This is a genomic window from Xenorhabdus sp. TH1 (assembly GCF_037260955.1).
Lineage (GTDB): Bacteria > Pseudomonadota > Gammaproteobacteria > Enterobacterales > Enterobacteriaceae > Xenorhabdus > Xenorhabdus griffiniae.
Map to the genome: position 1 here is coordinate 3,023,385 of NZ_CP147734.1, position 22,471 is coordinate 3,045,855.

20 protein-coding genes are annotated in these 22,471 nt (G+C 42.9%); 13 read left to right on the forward strand and 7 right to left on the reverse strand.

What is annotated here, in order from left to right:
- Window positions 1-267 precede the first annotated feature (267 nt).
- The 5 genes from lon to bolA all read right to left on the reverse strand — a co-directional run bounded on the left by lon (window position 268) and on the right by bolA (window position 7,160).
- Window positions 268-2,622, reverse strand: coding sequence for an endopeptidase La (lon, locus tag WDV74_RS13200; protein WP_338883230.1), 2,355 nt, complete (start codon window positions 2,620-2,622; stop codon window positions 268-270).
- 203 nt (window positions 2,623-2,825) lie between these two features.
- Window positions 2,826-4,097: an ATP-dependent protease ATP-binding subunit ClpX gene (gene clpX / locus WDV74_RS13205; RefSeq protein ID WP_338883231.1), complete on the reverse strand. Its 1,272-nt coding sequence runs from the start codon at window positions 4,095-4,097 to the stop codon at window positions 2,826-2,828.
- Window positions 4,098-4,240: 143 nt separating this feature from the next.
- Window positions 4,241-4,864, reverse strand: a complete 624-nt coding sequence (gene clpP, locus WDV74_RS13210; protein WP_338883233.1) for an ATP-dependent Clp endopeptidase proteolytic subunit ClpP — start codon at window positions 4,862-4,864, stop codon at window positions 4,241-4,243.
- Between the two features lie 273 nt (window positions 4,865-5,137).
- Window positions 5,138-6,442, reverse strand: a complete 1,305-nt coding sequence (gene tig / locus WDV74_RS13215) for a trigger factor (protein WP_338883235.1) — start codon at window positions 6,440-6,442, stop codon at window positions 5,138-5,140.
- Between the two features lie 394 nt (window positions 6,443-6,836).
- A complete protein-coding gene (gene bolA / locus WDV74_RS13220; RefSeq protein WP_338883236.1) occupies window positions 6,837-7,160 on the reverse strand; it encodes a transcriptional regulator BolA in 324 nt (107 codons plus the stop codon).
- 249 nt (window positions 7,161-7,409) lie between these two features.
- Between bolA and WDV74_RS13225 the strand changes: the two genes are divergently transcribed.
- The 9 genes from WDV74_RS13225 to WDV74_RS13265 all read left to right on the forward strand — a co-directional run bounded on the left by WDV74_RS13225 (window position 7,410) and on the right by WDV74_RS13265 (window position 17,297).
- Window positions 7,410-7,997 (forward strand): lipoprotein, encoded by a 588-nt coding sequence (locus WDV74_RS13225; protein WP_338883237.1) that lies wholly within the window; start codon window positions 7,410-7,412, stop codon window positions 7,995-7,997.
- 71 nt (window positions 7,998-8,068) lie between these two features.
- Window positions 8,069-9,598: a muropeptide MFS transporter AmpG gene (gene ampG / locus WDV74_RS13230; RefSeq protein ID WP_338883239.1), complete on the forward strand. Its 1,530-nt coding sequence runs from the start codon at window positions 8,069-8,071 to the stop codon at window positions 9,596-9,598.
- Between the two features lie 278 nt (window positions 9,599-9,876).
- Window positions 9,877-10,644 (forward strand): outer membrane protein OmpK, encoded by a 768-nt coding sequence (locus WDV74_RS13235; protein WP_338883240.1) that lies wholly within the window; start codon window positions 9,877-9,879, stop codon window positions 10,642-10,644.
- Between the two features lie 350 nt (window positions 10,645-10,994).
- Entirely contained in the window at window positions 10,995-11,960 is a 966-nt protein-coding gene (cyoA, locus tag WDV74_RS13240; protein WP_338883241.1) for a cytochrome o ubiquinol oxidase subunit II, read from the forward strand.
- Between the two features lie 4 nt (window positions 11,961-11,964).
- Window positions 11,965-13,947: a cytochrome o ubiquinol oxidase subunit I gene (gene cyoB / locus WDV74_RS13245; RefSeq protein ID WP_338883242.1), complete on the forward strand. Its 1,983-nt coding sequence runs from the start codon at window positions 11,965-11,967 to the stop codon at window positions 13,945-13,947.
- Complete coding sequence (locus WDV74_RS13250) at window positions 13,947-14,558, forward strand: cytochrome o ubiquinol oxidase subunit III (protein ID WP_338883243.1); 612 nt, start codon at window positions 13,947-13,949, stop codon at window positions 14,556-14,558. Before cyoB ends, WDV74_RS13250 begins: the two co-directional genes overlap by 1 nt.
- Window positions 14,558-14,890, forward strand: coding sequence for a cytochrome o ubiquinol oxidase subunit IV (locus WDV74_RS13255; RefSeq protein ID WP_074019286.1), 333 nt, complete (start codon window positions 14,558-14,560; stop codon window positions 14,888-14,890). Before WDV74_RS13250 ends, WDV74_RS13255 begins: the two co-directional genes overlap by 1 nt.
- Window positions 14,891-14,902: 12 nt before the next feature.
- Window positions 14,903-15,787 carry a heme o synthase gene (cyoE, locus tag WDV74_RS13260; protein WP_338883244.1) on the forward strand — a complete coding sequence of 295 codons (885 nt, stop codon included), beginning with the start codon at window positions 14,903-14,905 and terminating at the stop codon, window positions 15,785-15,787.
- 142 nt (window positions 15,788-15,929) lie between these two features.
- Window positions 15,930-17,297 (forward strand): MFS transporter, encoded by a 1,368-nt coding sequence (locus tag WDV74_RS13265; protein WP_338883246.1) that lies wholly within the window; start codon window positions 15,930-15,932, stop codon window positions 17,295-17,297.
- 75 nt (window positions 17,298-17,372) lie between these two features.
- On the opposite strand, the gene WDV74_RS13270 is transcribed toward WDV74_RS13265, so the two are convergent.
- Window positions 17,373-17,864 (reverse strand): YajQ family cyclic di-GMP-binding protein, encoded by a 492-nt coding sequence (locus WDV74_RS13270; RefSeq protein WP_189758908.1) that lies wholly within the window; start codon window positions 17,862-17,864, stop codon window positions 17,373-17,375.
- 125 nt (window positions 17,865-17,989) lie between these two features.
- Between WDV74_RS13270 and panE the strand changes: the two genes are divergently transcribed.
- Both panE and yajL read left to right on the forward strand, forming a co-directional pair.
- Entirely contained in the window at window positions 17,990-18,901 is a 912-nt protein-coding gene (panE, locus tag WDV74_RS13275; protein WP_338883247.1) for a 2-dehydropantoate 2-reductase, read from the forward strand.
- On the forward strand, window positions 18,864-19,460 hold the full coding sequence (gene yajL / locus WDV74_RS13280) for a protein deglycase YajL (protein WP_338883248.1): 597 nt from the start codon (window positions 18,864-18,866) through the stop codon (window positions 19,458-19,460). Before panE ends, yajL begins: the two co-directional genes overlap by 38 nt.
- An 89-nt stretch (window positions 19,461-19,549) precedes the next feature.
- Here the strand turns inward: yajL and thiI are convergent, their stop codons facing one another.
- A complete protein-coding gene (thiI, locus tag WDV74_RS13285; protein ID WP_338883250.1) occupies window positions 19,550-20,998 on the reverse strand; it encodes a tRNA uracil 4-sulfurtransferase ThiI in 1,449 nt (482 codons plus the stop codon).
- Between the two features lie 254 nt (window positions 20,999-21,252).
- Here thiI and xseB point away from each other — a divergent pair, with 254 nt between their 5' ends.
- Together xseB and ispA are read left to right on the forward strand one after the other, a co-directional pair.
- Window positions 21,253-21,510 carry an exodeoxyribonuclease VII small subunit gene (xseB, locus tag WDV74_RS13290; protein ID WP_338883251.1) on the forward strand — a complete coding sequence of 86 codons (258 nt, stop codon included), beginning with the start codon at window positions 21,253-21,255 and terminating at the stop codon, window positions 21,508-21,510.
- A 4-nt stretch (window positions 21,511-21,514) separates the two neighbouring features.
- Window positions 21,515-22,447: a (2E,6E)-farnesyl diphosphate synthase gene (gene ispA / locus WDV74_RS13295; protein WP_338883252.1), complete on the forward strand. Its 933-nt coding sequence runs from the start codon at window positions 21,515-21,517 to the stop codon at window positions 22,445-22,447.
- Window positions 22,448-22,471: the final 24 nt, after the last annotated feature.

Consider the following 22,471-nt stretch of genomic DNA (forward strand, 5'->3'; position numbering starts at 1 on the left):
AGCAAATAATTAGCAAAATCCTTGTATCTTAAAATTTGACTACACTATTTCACACAATGGATTGTACGCTTCAGGCTGAGTTAATGGGGTGAATCGTATCATCCTATTAACTCATAAAAATATCGCTTAAGACAATTACTCACCCGATAGGACGAGGAACAGTCACATTAGTCTAACTTGATAATAAAAAAGGCTGGTGAGACTGAATTTACTCACCAACCTGAATTTTATATACAGTTATTATCGAATTAGCTCACTATTCTTGTATTATTTTAGTGATACTACTTCTGCGCCAAATGCTGGTTCCTGCAAAGCAATAGATAAAACATCTTCTATACGCTTAACGGGATGGATCTCCAAATCTTGGATTACGTTCTGCGGGATCTCTTCTAGATCTCGTTTATTATCATCTGGGATCAAAACCGTTGTAATTCCCCCACGATGCGCTGCCAGCAGTTTCTCTTTCAGGCCACCGATTGGCAGGACTAAACCACGCAGAGTAATTTCCCCTGTCATAGCTACATCAGCACGAACTGGGTTACCTGTCAGGCAAGAGACCAACGCTGTGCACATTGCAATACCTGCACTTGGGCCATCTTTTGGAGTCGCTCCTTCCGGTACATGAACATGAATATCACGTTTCTCATGGAAATCAGAACTGATACCCAGTTTATCAGCACGAGCACGAACAACTGTCAATGCCGCCTGGATGGATTCCTGCATCACTTCACCCAATGAACCGGTATAAGTCAACTTACCTTTACCTGGTACACTGGCTGTTTCGATAGTCAGCAAATCACCACCTACTTCTGTCCACGCCAAACCCGTTACCTGCCCAACTCGATTCTCTGTATCAGCACGGCCATAATCCACTTTCTGCACACCCAGATAATCTTTCAAGTTATCCGCGTTAATTTCAATGTGCTTCAGTTTCTTATCCATCAGTAATGCTTTGACCGCTTTACGACACAATTTAGAGATTTCACGTTCCAAACTACGAACGCCAGCCTCACGCGTGTAGTAACGGATAATGCCAATGATTGCACCATCATCGATAGTTAATTCATCTTTCTTCAGTGCATTACGCTCGATCTGTTTTGGCAACAGATGACGTTTGGCAATATTCAGTTTTTCATCTTCGGTATAGCCCGATAGGCGAATGACCTCCATACGATCCAACAGTGGAGCAGGAATATTCATGGAGTTAGATGTTGCCACAAACATGACATCGGAAAGATCGTAATCAACTTCAAGGTAATGATCGTTAAATGCTACGTTTTGTTCAGGATCAAGCACTTCTAACAATGCTGAAGCAGGATCACCACGCATGTCGGATGACATTTTGTCGATTTCATCCAACAAGAATAATGGATTTTTAACCCCTACCTTGGACATTTTCTGGATTAATTTGCCCGGCATTGAACCAATATAAGTACGACGGTGCCCACGAATTTCCGCTTCATCACGTACACCACCCAATGCCATACGCACATATTTACGCCCTGTTGCACGTGCGATAGAACGACCCAATGAGGTTTTTCCCACACCAGGAGGCCCCACTAAACAAAGTATTGGCCCCTTAAGCTTGCTAACGCGACTCTGTACCGCAAGATATTCAAGAATACGCTCTTTGACACGCTCCAAACCATAATGGTCTGTATCCAGCACTTCCTGAGCTTTTATTAAATCTTTTTTTACCTTGCTACGTGACACCCAAGGAACTTGCACCATCCAGTCAATGTAACTACGAACAACCGTTGCTTCAGCCGACATCGGAGACATCATTTTTAATTTCTGCAATTCTGCTTCAGCTTTTTCGCGTGCCTCTTTCGGCATGTTCGCGTCTTCGATCTTGCGTTTCAGCGTCTCATATTCATCAGGTGCATCATCCATCTCACCCAACTCTTTTTGGATCGCTTTCATTTGCTCATTCAGGTAATACTCGCGCTGGCTTTTTTCCATCTGTTTTTTAACGCGATTACGGATACGTTTTTCTACCTGTAGCAGATCGATTTCTGATTCCATCATTGCTATCAGATATTCAATACGTTCAACAACATTAGACATCTCTAAAACTGTTTGCTTGTCGTTGATTTTCAAAGGCATATGTGCAGAGATGGTATCTGCTAATTTTGCCGCATCTTCAATACTGTGCAACGATGTCAATACTTCTGGCGGGATCTTTTTATTCAGTTTGATGTAACCTTCAAACTGATTAATAACCGTTCTTACCAGAACTTCTTGCTCACGTTCATCAACCTCAGGGGATTCAAGGTATTCAACTTGTGCATAAAAATACTCGCCATTATCCGTCAACGTGGTAATGCGAGCGCGCTGTAAGCCTTCAACCAGAACTTTCACTGTGCCATCTGGCAACTTTAACATCTGTAAAACAGAAGCCACTGTACCTACGGAGAAAAGATCATTGACTCCCGGCTCATCAGTAGATGCTTCTTTTTGCGCGACCAACATGACTTGTTTGCCATGCTCCATTGCTGCTTCTAGGCAATGAATCGACTTCTCACGCCCAACAAACAGAGGGATCACCATATGTGGGTAAACCACTACATCGCGCAAAGGCAATACAGGGATTTCTATGCGTTCGGAACGCTCAGGATTCATAGAGCTCTCTCTTCGTTTAGCTTTCGCCAGTTTTAGGAATCTCGTGAAACACGGTTTTCACGAGTTTCACTTCAAAGAATATAAAATATATGGGGACGGGAATCTGACATTCAATAGCCTATGTTTGTAAAAAACAAAATGAGGGAGAACCCCTCATTTTTTTACAATGCATATTGATAATCAGCACTTACTACCCCATTTCTTCACTCACCAGAAACTTGGGCATCCGGCTTGCTATATATCAATAATGGTGCGGAGTTATCTTCAACAACTGTTTCATCAACAACAACTTTCTCTACATGTTCCATCGATGGCAGATCGTACATTGTATCCAGTAAAACACCCTCAACAATTGAACGAAGACCACGAGCACCTGTTTTGCGTGCCATTGCTTTTTTCGCTATGGCAGTCAATGCTTCTTTTCTGAACTCCAGTTCCACACCCTCAAGGTTAAACAGGGCCTGATACTGTTTGGTCAGTGCATTTTTCGGTTCCTGTAGGATCTGGATCAATGCATCTTCATTAAGTTCAGTCAGTGTCGCTACCACTGGCAGACGACCAATAAACTCAGGAATTAACCCAAATTTAATTAAATCTTCCGGTTCAACCTGAGCCAGCAATTCACCTTCAGTTGCTTTCTCCGATTCTCCCCTAACTGTAGCACTAAAACCGATACCTGAACTGACGTTCAAACGCTGGCTGACAACTTTATCCAAACCGGCAAACGCCCCTCCACAGATAAATAGGATCTTGGAAGTATCAACTTGTAAGAATTCCTGCTGTGGGTGCTTACGACCACCTTGAGGAGGAACCGCTGCCACAGTACCTTCAATCAGCTTCAGCAGAGCCTGCTGAACCCCTTCTCCCGATACATCACGAGTAATTGACGGGTTATCAGACTTGCGGGAAATTTTATCTATTTCATCAATATACACGATACCACGTTGTGCTTTCTGCACATCGTAGTCACATTTTTGCAGAAGTTTCTGGATAATATTTTCTACATCTTCCCCAACATAACCCGCTTCGGTTAATGTCGTGGCGTCAGCCATAGTAAACGGAACGTCTAAATAGCGAGCAAGTGTCTCTGCCAACAATGTCTTACCGCTACCTGTTGGGCCAATCAACAGAATATTACTTTTGCCGAGCTCCACACCGTTAGTGGAGTCACCATTACGCAGTCTCTTGTAATGATTATAAACCGCAACCGCTAACACTTTTTTCGCTGCTTCCTGGCCAATAACGTAATCATCCAGATGTTGGCGAATTTCGTGAGGAGTAGGTAATGCGCTACGTTCACGATGTGGTACCAGTTCTTTAATTTCTTCGCGAATGATATCGTTACATAAATCGACACATTCATCGCAGATATACACTGACGGGCCGGCTATTAATTTCCGTACTTCATGTTGGCTTTTTCCGCAGAAAGAGCAATACAGCAGCTTTCCTGAACCGTCTTTGCGCTTATCTGTCATCAGTCAACCTCACTTTATGAACTGTTATCCCAGTCTGTCCGGCATAACAGAAAAAACGCTATTACTCCACCTAGTTTGGCATCAAAATCAAGCTTAGAGAAAAGGCCAGCATTGTTCGGAGTAATAAAGTAACTATTAAATAATTAGCTGCGTTGGGTAAATATACTATCAACCAGCCCGTATTCTACGGATTCTTCGGCTGACAAGAAACGATCGCGTTCTGTATCCTTGACGATCTTCTCAAGTGGCTGCCCAGTATGTTTCGCCATCAATTCGTTCATACGCGCTTTAACCTTGAGTATTTCCTGCGCATGAATCTCAATGTCAGTTGCTTGTCCTTGGAAACCACCTAGTGGCTGGTGAATCATAACCCTGGAATTTGGTAGACAGAAACGTTTCCCTTTTGCTCCAGCAGTCAACAAGAATGCCCCCATTGAACAAGCCTGCCCCATACAAATAGTACTCACTTCTGGTTTGATAAACTGCATAGTATCATAAATAGACATACCTGCTGTAATAACCCCACCAGGTGAGTTAATATATAAATGAATGTCTTTTTCTGGGTTTTCTGCTTCCAAGAATAGCATTTGGGCAACAATCAAGTTCGCCATATGATCTTCGACAGGCCCCGTCAGAAAAATAATACGATCCTTTAATAAGCGGGAGAAGATATCAAATGCACGTTCGCCACGTGCTGTTTGTTCAACCACCATCGGCACCAAAGACATGTTAGGTGCATATTGATCTTGCTTGCCACTGTATGACATTTCCGTCTCCTAATAGAACTCACGCTGGTGCCATTCATAACTGATTCTACTTGAGATAAGCGATGATGACCATGATCCAAAGTTAACTAACAAGGGGCATTCCCCCCCTCTAAAAAGTAGTAAGCTCTTACATAATAGTAAGAAAGGATATGCGGTTAAATCTGTTTTTTTCAAGAAAAATAAAAAAACCCGCAAGCAGAGCCTGCGGGTTTACTTTAGTTCACTTCATTGAGAATCGAGGTTTTATCATCTCAGGTAATCAATAAATGAAACTTATGCCAACTGATTTTGATTCATAAGTTCATTGAAGCCAGTTTCTTTTTCAGAAACTTGCGCTTTACTCAGAACAAATTCAACAGCCTGCTCTTCCAGAGCAATGTTGCGAATATTGTTCATCATTTCTTTATTTTTGCTGTAGTATTCAACAACCTCTTTCGGATCTTCGTAAGCTGCAGCCATATCTTCAATCAACGCAGTAACGCGATCTTCTTCGACTTTCAGCTCATTGCCGCTGATAACTTCACCTAACAGCAAGCCAACAACAACACGACGTTTAGCCTGCTCTTCGAACAGTTCACGTGGCAGTTCCAGGGCTTGTTTTTCACTACCGCCAAAACGCTGAGCAGCCTGGCGACGCAGTACATCGATTTCACTATCAACAACAGCCGCAGGAACTTCAATTTCGTTAGCCTTAACCAGACCATCCAGAACCTGAGTTTTGATGTTGTTACGAACAGCGTTTTTCAGTTCACGTTCCATATTCTTGCGAACTTCAGCACGCAAACCTTCAACAGTACCATCAGCAATACCAAAGCGCTTGATGAACTCTTCAGTCAGCTCCGGTAATTCACGCTGCTCAACTTTTTTCAAGCTGATCGCGAACTTCGCAGCTTTACCTTTCAGGTTCTCTGCATGGTAATCTTCTGGGAAAGTCACATCGATAGTAAATTCTTCACCTGCTTTGTGACCAACGATACCGTCTTCAAAACCTGGGATCATGCGACCCTGTCCCATTGCCAGAACGAAATCAGTTGATTTACCGCCTTCGAATTCTTCACCATCAATGGAGCCTGTGAAATCAACAGTGACACGATCTTCCGCAGTCGCTGCTTCATCGGTTTCTTTCCAATCTGCCTGCTGTTTACGCAGCGTTTCCAGCATGTTGTCAACGTCTGCATCTTTTACTTCAACAACAGGTTTTTCAACTTCGATTTCTTCCAGACCTTTCAGTTCAATTTCTGGATATACTTCAAACTCAACTGCGTAAGCGAAGTCTTCACCTTCTTTAAACTGTTCAGGTTTGTAGCTTGGTGCACCTGCTGGATTGATTTTCTGCTCAATGATCGCATTGATGAAATTGCGCTGCATCAAATCACCCAGAACATCTTGAAGAACAGAAGCGCCATAACGCTGCTTAACGATCTTCATTGGCACTTTGCCCTTACGAAAGCCGTCGATACGGACTTTCTTTGCTACATTAACCAGTTCACTGTCAACTGCTTTTTCGATATCGGCAGCAGGAACGGTGATTGACACACGACGCCCAAGGCCTTGAGTGGTTTCAACAGAAACTTGCATCTTGTTACCTCAAAAAAATCATAGTGCTCGGTCAACTTCAGAACGGCTGCAAGGCTTAAAAAAAGCTGATTGCAGTACTCTTTAAGAACCGGGGCGGTCGCATTTAAAAACCGAGAATCCCTGTGATCAGAAGCGTCCCGAAACCATTCTAAAAATTTAGACGCAGCATTATAGCGGCGCAGACAGTATGAGTCGAGAATTGCAGACAAAAGCCTGCATGATTCGTTGACTTATGTGATAAACGTTGCTCAATGACTGCGTCATAATATTGTTTATGATGATACTGCTTATGCAATATGCATATAAACAAAAATACAGCCCAAAGGCTGCTAGCTAAAATTAAATCCAGATTAATAAAATAGAGACAAACAAGCTATGAGATTAACTCGAAAAATCATAAAGTTGATGTCGTTGTACTTCCGCCTCGACACGCCGGAGAAACCAGAACAGTATCTGCTAATTCTGTCCACTCCTTCTCCGTATAAGTATGAAGAGCCAATGCATGTACACCTTCCTCTAATTCTTTAGCCAAGACACTATATACTGAGCGGTGACGGCTAAGCATTCTTTGTTCAACAAATTCATTGCTTATGATAACAATTTTAAAATGGCTTTCAGAACCCGCTGGCACATTGTGACGATAACTTTCATCGGTCACTTCCAGATGAGAAGGCTTAAATGCCGCCTGTAACTTTGTTTCTATTTCTTGACGAACCATCCCACTCTCCTAAATCACCAAAGGTTATTTATCAACCATATCATTGATTCTAGTTTATTTCCCGTAACTTATAACATCGGGATAACCAAATCGCTTTAACAGTATTTATGTCAGGTATTTCTCACGATATTTCAAACTGTGTTTCAATCATCAGGGATATGCCGCTACCAATGGCGATGCTATGATTACAGCGGTTTAAACTACCTGTATTAGTATTGAATATCCGAATCTTGAATTGAGAAAACCTAAATGCTAAAGAAAATATTTATTCCATTGATCACGCTTTTCTTTTTATCTGGGTTATCTGGCTGTGCAGACTCAGGTAATACATTAGCCATTCAACCCAAAATTACCCTGCCACCAGCAGATCCAACCATGAAAGCGATCACAGTCAGTATTAGTGGGGTCGACCATCGTCAATCTCAAGCCTTGGCCCAAATTAACCGTAATGCACGATTAGTCACCTTGGTTCCTTCCCGTGATTTACGCTTCTTACTACAAGAAGCGCTAGAAAAACAAATGGTGGCTCGCGGCTATATGATAGGCTCTCCTGCTAATGCCAACCTGCAGGTCATTGTTAATCAACTCTACGCTGATGTGAAAGAAGGTAGTCTGCGTCATGAGATTTCAACCAAAGCTGAAATCTCTATCATTGCTTATGCTCAAGACGGTAGTAAACAAATTAAAAACTATCGTACCAGCTACAATGCCCAAGGACCATTAACAGCAACAAACGCAAAAATTGCTGACGCAGTCAATACTGTCTTATCTGATGTAATTGCAGATATGGCTCAGGATGCGTCAATCAGCACCTTTATCAAACAAAACGTCCACTAATAGGATAATGAACAAACTTTCTGCCTAATTCTGACAAAATTAGATAGTATGCAGAAAGTTTTGGGAGGCCCATGACTAACCACCGTTATTTAAACCTGTCTGCATTACGCAACTATCGAACCCTTCTATTACTGGGCTTTGCCTCAGGTCTGCCTCTTGCCCTCACGGCTGGAACACTACAAGCATGGATGACCGTTGAAAACGTCGACATCCGAACTATCGGTTTTTTCACTTTGGTTGGTCAAGCCTATGTTTTTAAGTTTCTTTGGGCGCCCACAATGGATCGATATACCCCCTCCTTTTTAGGTCGCCGACGAGGGTGGATGCTCACTACGCAAATTTTATTGATCGTCAGTATTGCAGCAATGGGGTTCCTTCAACCTTCCCAGCATTTATGGTGGCTTGCTGCATTGGCTGTTGCTATTGCATTCTTTTCAGCTTCCCAAGATATTATTTTTGATGCCTACAAAACCGACTTGTTATCACAAGAAGAACGCGGATCAGGTGCCGCCATTTCCGTATTGGGTTACCGATTGGCTATGCTGGTTTCTGGTGGATTAGCTTTGTTACTTACCACCTATATTGGCTGGCAAAGTATGTATTGGGTTATGGCTGGACTGATGCTGATCGGTGTATATGCCACGTTTAAAGCCAAAGAACCAGAAATCAATATAGCACCACCAAAAACATTACATCAGGCAGTATTCGAACCATTGTTTGATTTTTTCAGCCGTAACAATGCCTGGCTTATCCTGCTATTGATTGTACTGTACAAACTGGCAGATGCCTTTGCTCTCTCACTCAGCACACCTTTCCTTATCCGTGGTGCTGGTTTCAGTCCGGCTGAAGTCGGTATGATCAACAAAACTCTCGGACTTGCGGCAACCATTGTCGGCGCATTGTACGGCGGTTACTTGATGCATCGATTGAGCTTGTTTCGTGCCTTGATGATCTTTGGCATTCTCCAAACTGTTTCAAACTTCGGTTATTGGATACTTGCGGTTACCCCTAAAGATATCTACCTAATGGGTGCTGCGATTTTTCTGGAGAATATCTGTGGCGGCATGGGAACAGCAGCTTTTGTTGCTCTTCTAATGACCTTATGTAATAAATCATTTTCAGCAACACAATTCGCGTTGCTTTCTGCATTATCAGCAGTTGGCCGAGTGTATGTTGGCCCAGTAGCAGGATGGTTTGCAGAATCCTATGGTTGGCCAATGTTTTATCTATTTTCTGTTATTGTCGGATTACCGGGGCTCGTGTTGTTGTTCGTCTGCCGTAAGACACTGACTTATACCGAGAAAAATGATGAGTTTCTACCTCGAACACTATTTAAAAACGCTTATAAATTTGCCTTCACGATAATGATATTGTCCGCCCTGATATTCATAGTTTGGTTAATTATCAATAGCGTACTATTTATCATCATTCATTTAGTGTCTCTGGTATACACGATATCGCCAGAATACATGCTATATCTGCATAAAATCAGTGAGTGGATATCTCCACTATTATCCTGGAGTGTAATCATTGGAACCTTGGGCTTTCTTTTAGGTGGAATACTAGATTATTTGGCTTTGAAGAAAAGTAAGCTCACTTAGGTTACTGTTCCCATTCAACGCCCCTTTCGCACTTGCCTACAGCAGAAGGTTGACACAGCTCAGCCTTCTGTTACCAGTTTATATTGCTGGCTTATCGGGTTTATATAGTGACAAACTTCACAAGAAGAGTAAAAACCTACAATTAGATAGCCTGAAAAACATTTTTTTCAAAGTGAGATTATTTATATTTGAACTAACAAATATTATTATTTGAATGCATATTATTTCGAATTATTCGAAATATCGTTAACCACCTTAAAATTATATAAAGGGAATTTATGAAAAGACGTATTTTGACACTCACCGCAATTGCCGCAGCCTTAGTTTCTGCTTCAGCTAGCGCGGAATACCAGTGGGGATTTGGCAATGTCAGCATGAACTACCTTGACTGGAGCAAACATACCACTCATAAGACTGGACAAACCTCACATAAGGATGATTTTGCTTATTTAGAACTGGAAGGTGGAGCAGGATTTAGCTGGGGCGAACTCTATGGCTTCGCTGATCTAGAGAATCCTTTTAACAGTAAAACAGCTCAGCCGGGTGATAACCAACGTTATACTTTCAAGACAACAGGCCGTTTCTATTTGGGTGATACAGGTTTCAACCTTTATGGTCATGTTTATGGAACCTATTCATTACCAGGAAAAGCAAACGGTGGAAACTTCCATGAAGTTAATACACTCTATGGATTAGGCTATAACGCTAATATTGCTGGCCTGTGGTTCAAGCCTTTTGTCGCATTGCATTATGTTGACCAAACTTTCTATTCAGGAAATAACGGTTATGTCGTAGGCTGGGTTGCAGGATACGATTTCAATCTTTGGGAACAAAAATTCAGTGTTACAAACTGGAATGAAATTGAATTGAATCGCAATGAACGCTACGGTAACGGCGGACGTAAAGGCATTAATGGCGCTATTGCATTATGGTGGACTCCACATCCTTCTTTTACAACTGGAGTACAATACCGCTATGCGGATAACAAACTAGGGGAAGACTTCTTGCAGGATGGTATTGTTTATAGTGTGAAATATAACTTCTAATAATTAGTTTAATCGGTGAGTAGCTTGATGCTGCTCACTAAAACCGATAAATAATAGTTATCTCATCGATAATAAAGCCTGTTTTGAGAGTTTTCATTTGATTATTATCAATTTTTTTCTTTTTAAAATAGAGTGTTATTTGAAATTAATTGTCAATTCTGATTTTTTGGTTAAAATAACCAGCCGAAATTAACGTTTTGTTAAATTTAGAATTACATGTGATCCCTCTAACATAAAAAGCCTACAAGCCAACCTGCTTCTATTACAATTGTTTACACTCCGGTAACCTTACCGTAGAATGCCCGCACTGATGAAACGACAATAAAGCTTTTGTTATCTGGGGTCGCTCAATGAGACTTATGAAATACAAAAAAACTATTGGGTTATCGTCATTACTCGCAGCCACTTTAATGCTAAGTGGTTGCGATATGGTATTGATGAATCCCAAAGGAGCAATCGGCGTCGAACAAAAAACGCTGATACTGACAGCGTTCGGTTTAATGCTGATCGTTGTTATACCGGCTATTGTAATGGCAATTGTTTTTGCCTTACGTTACCGAGAAACCAATAAATCTGCAACTTATCGTCCAAACTGGGCACACTCAAATAAAATTGAGCTTGTCGTTTGGACTGTGCCTATCCTGATTATCATCACTTTGGCAACGATTACATGGAAAACAACTCATGCACTCGATCCCTATAAGCCATTAGACAGTGATGTAAAACCGGTGACGATTGAAGTTATTTCGCTTGACTGGAAATGGCTGTTCATCTATCCGGAACAGGGTATCGCAACCGTAAACGAAATTGTATTCCCGAAAGATGTTCCAATTAACTTCAAAATCACCTCAGACTCTGTGATGAACTCTTTCTTCATCCCACAGTTGGGTGGTCAGATTTATGCAATGGCGGGCATGCAAACAAAATTGCACCTGATTGCTAACTCAGCGGGTAAATACAATGGATTCTCAGCAAGTTACAGTGGTCATGGTTTTTCAGGCATGAAATTCACTGCAACAGCAACTGATGATCGTGCAGGTTTTGAAGAGTGGGTGCAGAAAGTGAAAGCATCACCGAAAACCCTGGATACCGTACAAGCATTCAATGACTTGGCTAAACCTAGCCAAAACAATCCAGTTGAATACTTCTCAAGCGTGAAACCAAAACTGTTCCAAGAGACTATCGCCAAATTCATGGGTGACATGGGCCATGGTGGTATGCATGGTATGGCTGGTCACGGCAAAACAGAACATGGTGAAGCTGCAGATCATAATATGAATATGAGTCAGCCGGCTCATTCAGGTGTTGAGGAATAAAGGCATGTGGGGAAAATTAACACTGGATGCGATCCCATTACATGAACCCATTATTGTGGTGACATTACTTGGGATCTTGATTGGGGGACTGGCGGTTGTTGGTTCCTTGACTTATTTCCGTAAATGGAAATGGCTTTGGAGTGAATGGTTAACCAGCGTTGACCATAAGAAAATTGGTGTCATGTACATCGTCGTTGCCATGGTGATGATGCTCCGTGGTTTCGCTGACGCCATCATGATGCGTGGACAGCAAGCCCTAGCTTCCGCTGGTGAAGCCGGTTTTCTGCCCCCACACCATTATGATCAGATCTTTACCGCCCACGGCGTTATTATGATCTTCTTTATGGCGACGCCTTTCGTCGTCGGTCTGATGAACATTGTTGTTCCTCTGCAAATCGGCGCACGCGACGTTGCATTCCCATTCTTGAACTCTTTGAGCTTCTGGTTATTTGTCGTTGGTGTCGCACTAATCAATATCTCTCTGGGTGTAGGTGAATTTGCACAAACCGGCTGGTTGGCATATCCGCCTCTATCTGGTCTGGAGTACAACCCAGGAGTCGGTGTTGACTACTGGATATGGAGTCTTCAGCTCTCTGGTGTCGGTACATTGTTGACCGGTGTTAACTTCTTTGTGACCATCCTGCGCATGCGTGCACCAGGTATGTCCATGATGAAAATGCCAGTCTTCACCTGGACTTCACTGTGCACCAACATCCTTATTATTGCTGCGTTCCCAATCCTGACAGTAACCATCGCGTTGCTAACCTTGGATCGTTATCTGGGCACCCATTTCTTTACCAACGATATGGGCGGCAACATGATGATGTACATCAACCTGATCTGGGCTTGGGGCCATCCTGAAGTTTACATTCTGGTTCTACCTGTCTTCGGTGTTTTCTCCGAAGTCACTGCAACCTTCTCGAAAAAACGCCTGTTTGGTTATACCTCATTGGTATGGGCAACAATCGTTATTACCATCCTGTCGTTCATTGTCTGGTTGCATCACTTCTTTACCATGGGTTCTGGCGCGAACGTCAACGCCTTCTTTGGTATCGCCACGATGATTATCTCTATCCCAACTGGGGTTAAGATCTTCAACTGGTTGTTTACCATGTACCGTGGTCGTATTGAATTCAAAACTCCAATGCTGTGGACTGTTGGCTTCTTAGTTACCTTCTCCATTGGTGGTATGACCGGCGTTCTACTCGCTGTACCAGGTGCAAACTTCGTTCTGCATAACAGTCTGTTCCTGATCGCTCACTTCCATAACGTTATTATCGGTGGTGTGGTATTTGGCTGTTTCGCAGGTACAACTTACTGGTTCCCGAAAGCATTTGGCTTCACACTGAATGAAAAATGGGGTGTCCGTGCATTCTGGTTCTGGATCACTGGTTTCTTCATTGCCTTTATGCCGATGTATGCGCTGGGCTTCATGGGTATGACTCGCCGTCTGAGCCAGGATATCAACCCAGAATTCCATCCTCTGCTGGTTGTTGCCGCGGGTGGCGTAGTCTTAATCGCCTTGGGTATTCTGTGTCAAGTTATCCAGTTCTACGTCAGTATCCGTGACCGTAACCAAAACCGTGATCTGACAGGTGATCCATGGGGTGGCCGTACTCTTGAATGGTCAACTTCATCTCCACCTCCATTCTATAACTTTGCGGAAGTTCCACACATTCAGACTCGTGATGCATGGTGGGATATCAAAGAAAAAGGCGCTGAATATAGACAACCTACGAAATATGAAGAAATTCATATGCCTAGAAATACCAGCGCAGGTGTGATCATCAGTGCTTTCTGTCTGACCTTAGGCTTTGCTTTGACTTGGCATATCTGGTGGATGGCTATTGCAAGCTTCGCTGGCATCATCATCAGTTGCATCGTGAAAAGCTTTGACGAAGACGTTGATTATTACGTTCCTGTAGCTGAAATCGAAAAAATTGAAAATCAGCGTTATGAAGATCTGAGAAAGGCAGGTGTGAAATAATGTCGACTCAAACCCTTAACAACACAGCCGCCCATGATGCTCATGGGCACCACGATACAGGGGCCAACAAAATATTCGGCTTCTGGGTCTACCTGATGAGTGACTTGATTCTGTTTGCAAGTCTGTTCGCTACCTATGCAGTGTTGGTTAACGGCACTGCGGGTGGTCCATCTGGTAAGGATATTTTTGAACTGCCATTTGTACTGGTAGAAACCTTCTTGCTGCTATTTAGTAGTATCACCTATGGTTTCGCCATGCTGGGCATGAACAAAGGTAAAGTTGGTCAGGTTAATTTGTGGCTATTCATTACCTTCCTATTTGGCCTTGGCTTCGTTTCAATGGAAGTTTATGAATTCCATAAACTGATCACAGAAGGCTTTGGTCCTGATCGTAGTGCGTTCCTGTCTGCCTTCTTCGCACTAGTTGCTACTCACGGTCTGCACGTAACCTTCGGCCTAATTTGGATCGTCATCCTGATGATTCAAGTTTCACGCCGTGGCCTGACTGATATGAACCGTATGCGTCTGAACTGCCTGAGCCTGTTTTGGCACTTCCTTGACGTTGTCTGGATCTGTGTATTTACTGTCGTTTATCTGATGGGAGCTATGTAATGAGTCATCCAAATACTTCTCATTCCGGCGCAAGCCACGGTAGCTTCAAAACCTATCTAATTGGTTTTGTTCTGTCAGTCATACTGACCGTGATCCCATTCTGGATGGTGATGGATGGCACTGCTTCACACAGCACAATCCTGGTGACAGTAGTTGCTATGGCTGTTATTCAGATTTTTGTTCATTTCATCTGCTTCCTGCACATGAATACATCGTCTGAAGAACGTTGGAACCTCGTTGCCTTAATATTCACATTAGTGGTCATCGCTATCGTTGTTGTTGGCTCCCTGTGGATTATGTACAACCTGAACATCAATATGATGGTTGATTAAGGGTTGATTTGAATGATTAAGCAATACCTGCAAGTGACCAAGCCAGGAATTATTTTCGGAAATCTAATTTCTGCGATTGGTGGTTTTCTACTCGCTTCCAAGGGCGTAATAGATTACCCCTTGTTCTTTGCAACGATGGTCGGGGTATCGCTGGTGGTAGCATCCGGTTGTGTATTCAACAACTATATCGACCGCGATATTGACCGTATCATGGAAAGAACGAAAGAAAGGGTCCTTGTGAAAGGACTTATCGATCCGAAAATCAGCCTGATTTACGCCTCAGTGTTAGGTATTGTTGGCATAGTGCTGCTCTATGTAGCAGCCAATGTCTTAGCAATGCAGTTAGCTCTCATCGGGTTTATCGTTTATGTCGGGGTTTATAGCCTCTACATGAAAAGAAAATCTGTTTATGGCACGCTGGTTGGTAGCTTGTCAGGCGCAGCACCTCCCGTGATTGGTTACTGTGCAGTAGCAGGGCATTTCGATACAGGCGCGTTAATCTTGTTGCTGATTTTCAGTCTGTGGCAAATGCCCCACTCTTACGCCATTGCTATTTTTCGGTTCAAAGATTATCAAGCGGCTAACATCCCAGTATTACCGGTGATTAAAGGTATTTCCGTCGCGAAAAACCACATCACTTTGTATATTCTGGCCTTCATGGTTGCCACATTGATGCTGACCATCAGTGGTTATGCGGGTTATAAATACCTTATCGTCGCTGCCGCAGTGAGCATCTGGTGGTTAGGTATGGCATTATCAGGTTATAAAACCTCTAATGACCGTATTTGGGCCCGTAAGTTATTTCTGTTTTCTATTGTCGCTATCATGTCATTAAGCGTCATGATGTCTGTAGATTCAACAGCATCTCCAGAAAACCTACTGACTTACGTCTGGTAATATTTAGATGGCAGGGTAAACCCTGCCATCTTTTTCCTTTCTTTTATCTCTATTCAGTGACAACTTATTTGGTCACAAACGCTTCTTTATGCGTTTGCTCTCACTTAATTGAAATGTCATACCAGATTTTTTTGAGGTATCCATGAACGATAATAAAATGACTCCGCTTGAACTTCGGGCAACATGGGGCTTAGGTTCTGTTTTCTCTCTGCGCATGTTAGGCATGTTCATGGTTCTGCCGGTTCTGACGACCTATGGTTTAGCGTTACATGATGCGACTGAAGCGCTTATCGGAATTGCCATTGGCATCTACGGCTTAACACAGGCAATATTCCAGATCCCATTTGGGCTTCTTTCAGACAAAATTGGCAGAAAACCTTTAATCATCGGCGGGCTACTCATTTTTGCATTAGGCAGTGTTATTGCCGCCTTAAGCGACTCTATTTGGGGAATTATTATCGGGCGAGCCTTGCAAGGTATGGGAGCAATATCTGCTGCTATTATGGCATTACTTTCAGACCTGACTCGTGAGCAGAATCGAACAAAAGCGATGGCATTTATCGGCATTAGCTTTGGCATTACATTCGCCTTTGCAATTGTCGTCGGTCCTATTATCACCCACCAAATCGGTTTAAATGGCCTATTTGGAGCAATTGCAATCTTGGCTTGCTGCGGAATACTTATCACCTTGTTTGCAGTACCCAATACACACAAGCATTTATTAAATCGTGAATCAGGTATCGCGCGCGGCAGCTTCAAACGTGTGCTTTTCGATCCCCAACTCATCAAACTCAATTTTGGTATTCTCTGCCTGCATACCTTATTGATGTCGAGCTTTGTTGCCCTTCCCCTTATTATGGAAAAAGTGGGTTTTCCTCCACAACAACACTGGAAAGTGTATTTAATTACGACACTTATCTCTTTTGTCGCTGTTCTGCCTTTCATTATTTACGCAGAAACAAAACGTCGTATGAAACAGGTATTCTTGCTATGTATAGCTATGTTATTCATCGCCGAAGCTGTTTTATGGTCTCAGGGATCGCATCTTTGGGGGATCTTTGCAGGCATTCAAATTTTCTTCCTTGCATTTAATATCATGGAAGCTATCTTGCCTTCACTCATCAGTAAAGAAGCACCTGCGGGTTACAAAGGCACAGCTATGGGCGTTTACTCGACCAGTCAATTCCTTGGCGTTGCATTGGGAGGCTTCCTTGGGGGGATACTTTACGAATGGCAAGGCGCATCACTCGTCTTTATGGGAGGCATCGCGCTGACCGCACTCTGGTTTATTATCAGCCTGACCTTACAGCAGCCTCCCTATGTCAGCAGCATCAGGCTTATTTTGCCAGAACAACTAAGCAATGCTGAGATTTTAGAGAAAAAGATATTAGCGCAAGCGGGTGTAAAAGATGTTGTCATCGCACCAGAAGAACTTAGTGCATATATCAAAGTCGATACTAAACTAACTAATCGCAAGCAGTTAGAACAACTTGTCTTATCCCATAAATAGCTATTTATAACAAGTACGGTGTTACCAGACACCGTACTATGATTAATTATTCACTCTTGGTGATAATGACGGAAATTAATCGCGGAAATTAGTAAACTGGAAAGGCTGCCCCAATTCTGCACCACGAACCAATGCCATGACACTTTGCAAATCATCGCGCGCCTTACCTGTTACCCGCACTTGCTCACCCTGAATTTGGGCCTGTACCTTCAGCTTACTGTCTTTAATCAGCTTCACTATCTTTTTCGCTAACGGCGTATCGATACCTTGCAGCAAGGTTGCTTCTACACTGTATGTTTTACCGCTATGAACCATATTTTCAGGAATATTAATTACAGAACCATCAATTCCACGTTTAGCGAACTTTTCACGCAGAATATCGACGAGTTGGTTCACCTGAAAATCAGATTCGCTGGCAATTTTGATCGACTCATTCTTTTCGTTTAATTCAAAACTCGCAGGAACATTACGAAAATCCCAACGATTGCTTAACTCACGCTGTGCGTTTTCTACTGCATTACGCACTTCTTGCATATCAACTTCAGAAACAATATCAAATGATGGCATTACCCGTCACCTCCAGCTAATCAATAAATCGGCATGATAACCGCTTTCCATTATTGGCAAAAGCTCTATACTCGGAAGCCCTACGCTCTTTTTGTAATTGTCCTATTTTCAGATCAGGAAGAAATATGAAAATAACCGTTCTTGGCTGTGGTGCTATAGGCAAACTCTGGCTTGCTGCCTTATCTCAACAGGATCATAGTGTTCAAGGATGGCTAAGGGTTCCACAACCTGTTATTTCCGTCCAGATTGAAAACTTTAATGGTCAGGCTTTTAGCCAACAATTTCCTGCCAACGACGAAAAACATCTTGCTGAAAGCAAGTTACTCCTCGTTTGTTTAAAAGCATGGCAAGTTTCTGACGCGGTCAATCACCTTGCTGACAAACTTCCTCCCCATTGTCCAATCCTGTTATTGCATAATGGAATGGGAACCCAGACAGAATTCGCGCCCCTATCAAACCCTATTTTACTTGGCGTGACTACGCATGGAGCCTATCGGAGCAATGGCATTGTGCATTATAAATCACAAGGGATGACTCACATTGGCGCCATAACAGCCAATGCAGCCAAACTCAGCGATCTGGCCGATATTTTACACAGCGCCCTGCCCGATGTAGCATGGCACAATGAAATACATGCTATCAGTTGGATGAAACTTGCCGTCAACTGTGTCATTAATCCCCTCACCGTCATTTATGACTGCAAAAATGGTGAGTTACGGCATCATCAGGCACAAATTCAGGCATTATGTGGTGAAATTTACCAGGTTATGGAACATGATAGTATCCATACAACCAAACAAACATTGATTGATTACGTCATGGACGTGATTGAGCAAACCGCTGAAAATTACTCATCCATGCTGCAAGATATACGGGCACAGCGGCATACAGAAATAGATTACATCACTGGTTTTTTAATGCGTAGAGCTCGCATTCACGGCTTACCAATCAAAGAAAATACGGCTGTTTATCATTATATTAAACGCAAGGAGGAAGAATATGAGCGCCTCAGCCCTTATTTGTCTCGCCCACGGTAGTGAAGAAATCGAGGCTGTCACGACAATTGATTTACTTGTTCGGGCGAGAGTTAAGGTTACTGTAGCCAGTACGGAATCCGATGGTTCCCTCACTTTAACCTGCTCACGTGGCGTCAAAATCCTTGCTGATGTTCCCTTAGTTAATGTCGTTGATGAAGATTTTGACGCCATCATTCTGCCGGGAGGCATAAAAGGTGCAGAATGTTTTCGTGACAGCTTACTCGTAGTGGAAAAAATTCGAACCGCCCAAAGTCAGGGCAAAATCATTGCAGCAATCTGTGCGTCCCCAGCGATCGTATTGGAATATCATCAACTTTTCCCTGTCGGAAATATGACTGGCTATCCCAGTATGCAGGATAAGATTGCACCAGAAAAATGGATTAATAAACGGGTTTATTTTGACGAAAGGGTTAATTTACTGACCAGCCAAGGGCCTGCTACTGCTTTTGACTTCGCCTTGAAACTGATTGAATTGTTGAAAGGAAAAGAAAAAGCCGCAGAAGTTGCTGCACAACTTATCTTACCCCCCGGCATTAATAATTACCAAAACATCCAGTAATTACCCCATCCTATAAAGGGGGAAGAAGATACAACATAGGCTGCCTATCGGAATCAATTCCATAAGCAGCCTTGTGCTTTCACAATAAATTAAGGCCGATACACCTTCACATTGCCGAAACCTTGTTCACGCAGATAAAGCGCCTGTAAACGGCTCATCACACCACGCTCACAATAAAGCAGATAAGTTTTTTCTTTCGGCAGATCCCCAAACTGGGTGCCCAGTTTATAGAAAGGCAATGACTGAATTTCAATACCCTCTATATTTAACGGACGGTTATCCTGCTCATCGGGAGAACGGATATCCAATAACACATCATTAAGGGAAAATGCAGATACCATTTCCACTTCCACCACTTGCTCACTGGATTGTTCTGCAATTTGGCGGATATCCAGATTTTGGGCTTCACTAACCACACGTTCTAAGATCTCAAAGTCAAAATTGTTTTCCTCTGCTTCAATTTTGGCTTTAACAGCTTTCACTGTTGGGCTTTTTGAGATAACCCCACAAAATTCCGGCATCGTGCGGGCAAAATCTTCGGTGCCAATCTCACGAGCCAGCTTAATAATGTGTTCTTTATCATGGGAAATCAGGGGACGGAGGATCAACGTATCTGAAACATTGTCAATCAACCTTAAGTTAGTCAAAGTCTGGCTAGACACCTGCCCCAGAGCCTCTCCGGTTACAATCGCCTGTACACCATAGCGTTCCGCAACTTTAGAAGCCGCTCTGACCATCATTCTTTTCAGCACAACCCCCATCTGCCCGTCATCGACTTTTTCCAGAATTTCAGCAACGACAGGTTCAAAATTGACAGCAACGAAACGGACTTTATGCGAGCTGCCAAATCGGTTCCACAAATAATGGGCAACCTGCTTTACGCCAATTTCATGGGCTGCGCCACCGAGATTAAAGAAACAGTAGTGCACACGGCAGCCACGACGCATCAACATATAGCTGGAAACACCGGAATCAAATCCACCGGAAATTAATGACAGGACATCTTCCTGCGTACCGATAGGAAAGCCGCCAATCCCTTCATGACGGGCTTTAACCAGAATCAGCTTATCCTGATCAATTTCCAGACTCACAGTGACATCAGGCTTGGTCAGTTTCACCTTGGCTGATTCAATATGCTGGTTCAAGCCGCCACCGACATAGCGTTCAACTTCATTGGATGTAAAACTGTGTTTACCACGGCGCTTTACGCGAACACAAAATGTTTTACCCTGCAATAAATGGCCGTAAGTTTCGTAGGTTTGTTCAAAGATATGATGTAGATCACGAAAATCCCGCTCTTCTACTTGCAGGATATGGTGAATACCTGGAATACGTGTCAGCGCGTCACAAATTTCCGCACCGAGGTTATCATCCTTAACCCGAACTTCGATATTATCCCAATGGCGAACCACAGCAATGCCTTCTCCAAAGGTCTTCAACACATTGCGGATATTGCTGGCAAGAATTTTAATAAAGCGCAACCGGACGGTCTGGCTCTTAATCGTAATTTCTGGGAATAATTTAATGATAAACTTCATAATAAGATATAGTAGTTATTCAATATTGAACTCTCATCAACAACATCAATGATTGTTCTTAAGTGTTCAGTTGGATAGGGCGCAGAGTATAACACCATCTGGCTTATCACCTGTAAAAAATCGACTGCAAAAACCGACTATAAAAAAATAGTGGTAACACATGATTTATTTTTCTTGGTGTAGTAGGGTACTCAGCAATTCTGTCACAAACTTGCTTTGCTGTAATTCATTAAATAACCATATGTTAAGTCATTATGCCTAAAGCAAATCAAACATCAGCAACCGAACAAATGCCAGCATTCGAAACCGCTCTTAAAGAGTTAGAGGAAATTGTTATTCGGCTGGAATCCGGGGAACTCCCATTAGAAGATGCGTTGAATGAATTTGAACGTGGTATTCAACTTGCAAGACAAGGACAGAAAACGCTTCAACAGGCGGAGCAACGAGTGCAAATTTTACTAAACCATGATGCACAATCGCCTCTTGATGAATTTTCGTCCGACGCTGAGTAAATTTATGTCTGAACAATATAAGGCTCTTTTTGAAGAGCAATCTTTTGAAGAAAGGCTGAGTGCTTGTCAGCAACACATTAATGCCAAACTGATGGCAATATTTTCTTCATTGCCCTTTTTAAACAGTCCATTAGGTACAGCAATGCAATATGGTGCTGTACTGGGTGGAAAACGGCTACGTCCATTTTTAGTTTACAGCGTGGGAGAAATATTTGGCCTCCCTAAAACAAGTCTTGATGCCGCAGCCATCGCGATAGAGTGCATTCACGCCTATTCATTGATCCACGATGATTTACCCGCAATGGATAACGACGATTTACGTCGTGGGCAGCCTACCTGTCATATCAAATTTGGTGAAAGTCAGGCTATTTTAGCCGGTGATGCCTTACAATCACTGGCTTTTGAGATCCTGGCAAAACAGGATATGCCCCATGTGACCTTATCCGATCGCCTTGCTATGATCGCTGAACTGGCAAGCGCCAGTGGCTTTGCCGGTATGTGTGGTGGACAATCACTGGATTTGGAAGCTGAAGGTAAGCAGATCGATCTTGCTTCACTAGAACAGATCCACCAACATAAAACAGGCGCATTAATACGTTCAGCCGTCCGATTGGGCGCTTATAGTGCGGGACAACGTGGCCGCGAAGTGCTGCCTTTGCTGGAGCAATATGCCCAAGCCATCGGCCTGGCATTTCAGGTACATGACGATATTTTGGATGTCATTGGCAATACTGAAGTTATTGGTAAGCGTCAGGGCAATGATCAGCAACTCGGTAAAAATACTTACCCTGCATTATTGGGTTTAGAGCAAGCCCAACAAAAAGCCAGAGATCTGTATGAAGAAGCGCTCGCCGCCCTTACAGAGCTGGAAAAACGGTCATATAACACCGCAACCTTGAAGAAATTGGCTGGTTTTATCATTGAGAGAAACAGCTAAAAAAACCGATAAAGCGCCTTACGG

Coding starts and splice junctions, on each gene's coding strand:
- lon (WP_338883230.1), bottom strand. CDS start 2,622: ATGAATCCTGAGCGTTCCGAACGCATAGAAATCCCTGTATTGCCTTTG.
- clpX (WP_338883231.1), bottom strand. CDS start 4,097: ATGACAGATAAGCGCAAAGACGGTTCAGGAAAGCTGCTGTATTGCTCT.
- clpP (WP_338883233.1), bottom strand. CDS start 4,864: ATGTCATACAGTGGCAAGCAAGATCAATATGCACCTAACATGTCTTTG.
- tig (WP_338883235.1), bottom strand. CDS start 6,442: ATGCAAGTTTCTGTTGAAACCACTCAAGGCCTTGGGCGTCGTGTGTCA.
- bolA (WP_338883236.1), bottom strand. CDS start 7,160: ATGGTTCGTCAAGAAATAGAAACAAAGTTACAGGCGGCATTTAAGCCT.
- WDV74_RS13225 (WP_338883237.1), top strand. CDS start 7,410: ATGCTAAAGAAAATATTTATTCCATTGATCACGCTTTTCTTTTTATCT.
- ampG (WP_338883239.1), top strand. CDS start 8,069: ATGACTAACCACCGTTATTTAAACCTGTCTGCATTACGCAACTATCGA.
- WDV74_RS13235 (WP_338883240.1), top strand. CDS start 9,877: ATGAAAAGACGTATTTTGACACTCACCGCAATTGCCGCAGCCTTAGTT.
- cyoA (WP_338883241.1), top strand. CDS start 10,995: ATGAGACTTATGAAATACAAAAAAACTATTGGGTTATCGTCATTACTC.
- cyoB (WP_338883242.1), top strand. CDS start 11,965: ATGTGGGGAAAATTAACACTGGATGCGATCCCATTACATGAACCCATT.
- WDV74_RS13250 (WP_338883243.1), top strand. CDS start 13,947: ATGTCGACTCAAACCCTTAACAACACAGCCGCCCATGATGCTCATGGG.
- WDV74_RS13255 (WP_074019286.1), top strand. CDS start 14,558: ATGAGTCATCCAAATACTTCTCATTCCGGCGCAAGCCACGGTAGCTTC.
- cyoE (WP_338883244.1), top strand. CDS start 14,903: ATGATTAAGCAATACCTGCAAGTGACCAAGCCAGGAATTATTTTCGGA.
- WDV74_RS13265 (WP_338883246.1), top strand. CDS start 15,930: ATGAACGATAATAAAATGACTCCGCTTGAACTTCGGGCAACATGGGGC.
- WDV74_RS13270 (WP_189758908.1), bottom strand. CDS start 17,864: ATGCCATCATTTGATATTGTTTCTGAAGTTGATATGCAAGAAGTGCGT.
- panE (WP_338883247.1), top strand. CDS start 17,990: ATGAAAATAACCGTTCTTGGCTGTGGTGCTATAGGCAAACTCTGGCTT.
- yajL (WP_338883248.1), top strand. CDS start 18,864: ATGAGCGCCTCAGCCCTTATTTGTCTCGCCCACGGTAGTGAAGAAATC.
- thiI (WP_338883250.1), bottom strand. CDS start 20,998: ATGAAGTTTATCATTAAATTATTCCCAGAAATTACGATTAAGAGCCAG.
- xseB (WP_338883251.1), top strand. CDS start 21,253: ATGCCTAAAGCAAATCAAACATCAGCAACCGAACAAATGCCAGCATTC.
- ispA (WP_338883252.1), top strand. CDS start 21,515: ATGTCTGAACAATATAAGGCTCTTTTTGAAGAGCAATCTTTTGAAGAA.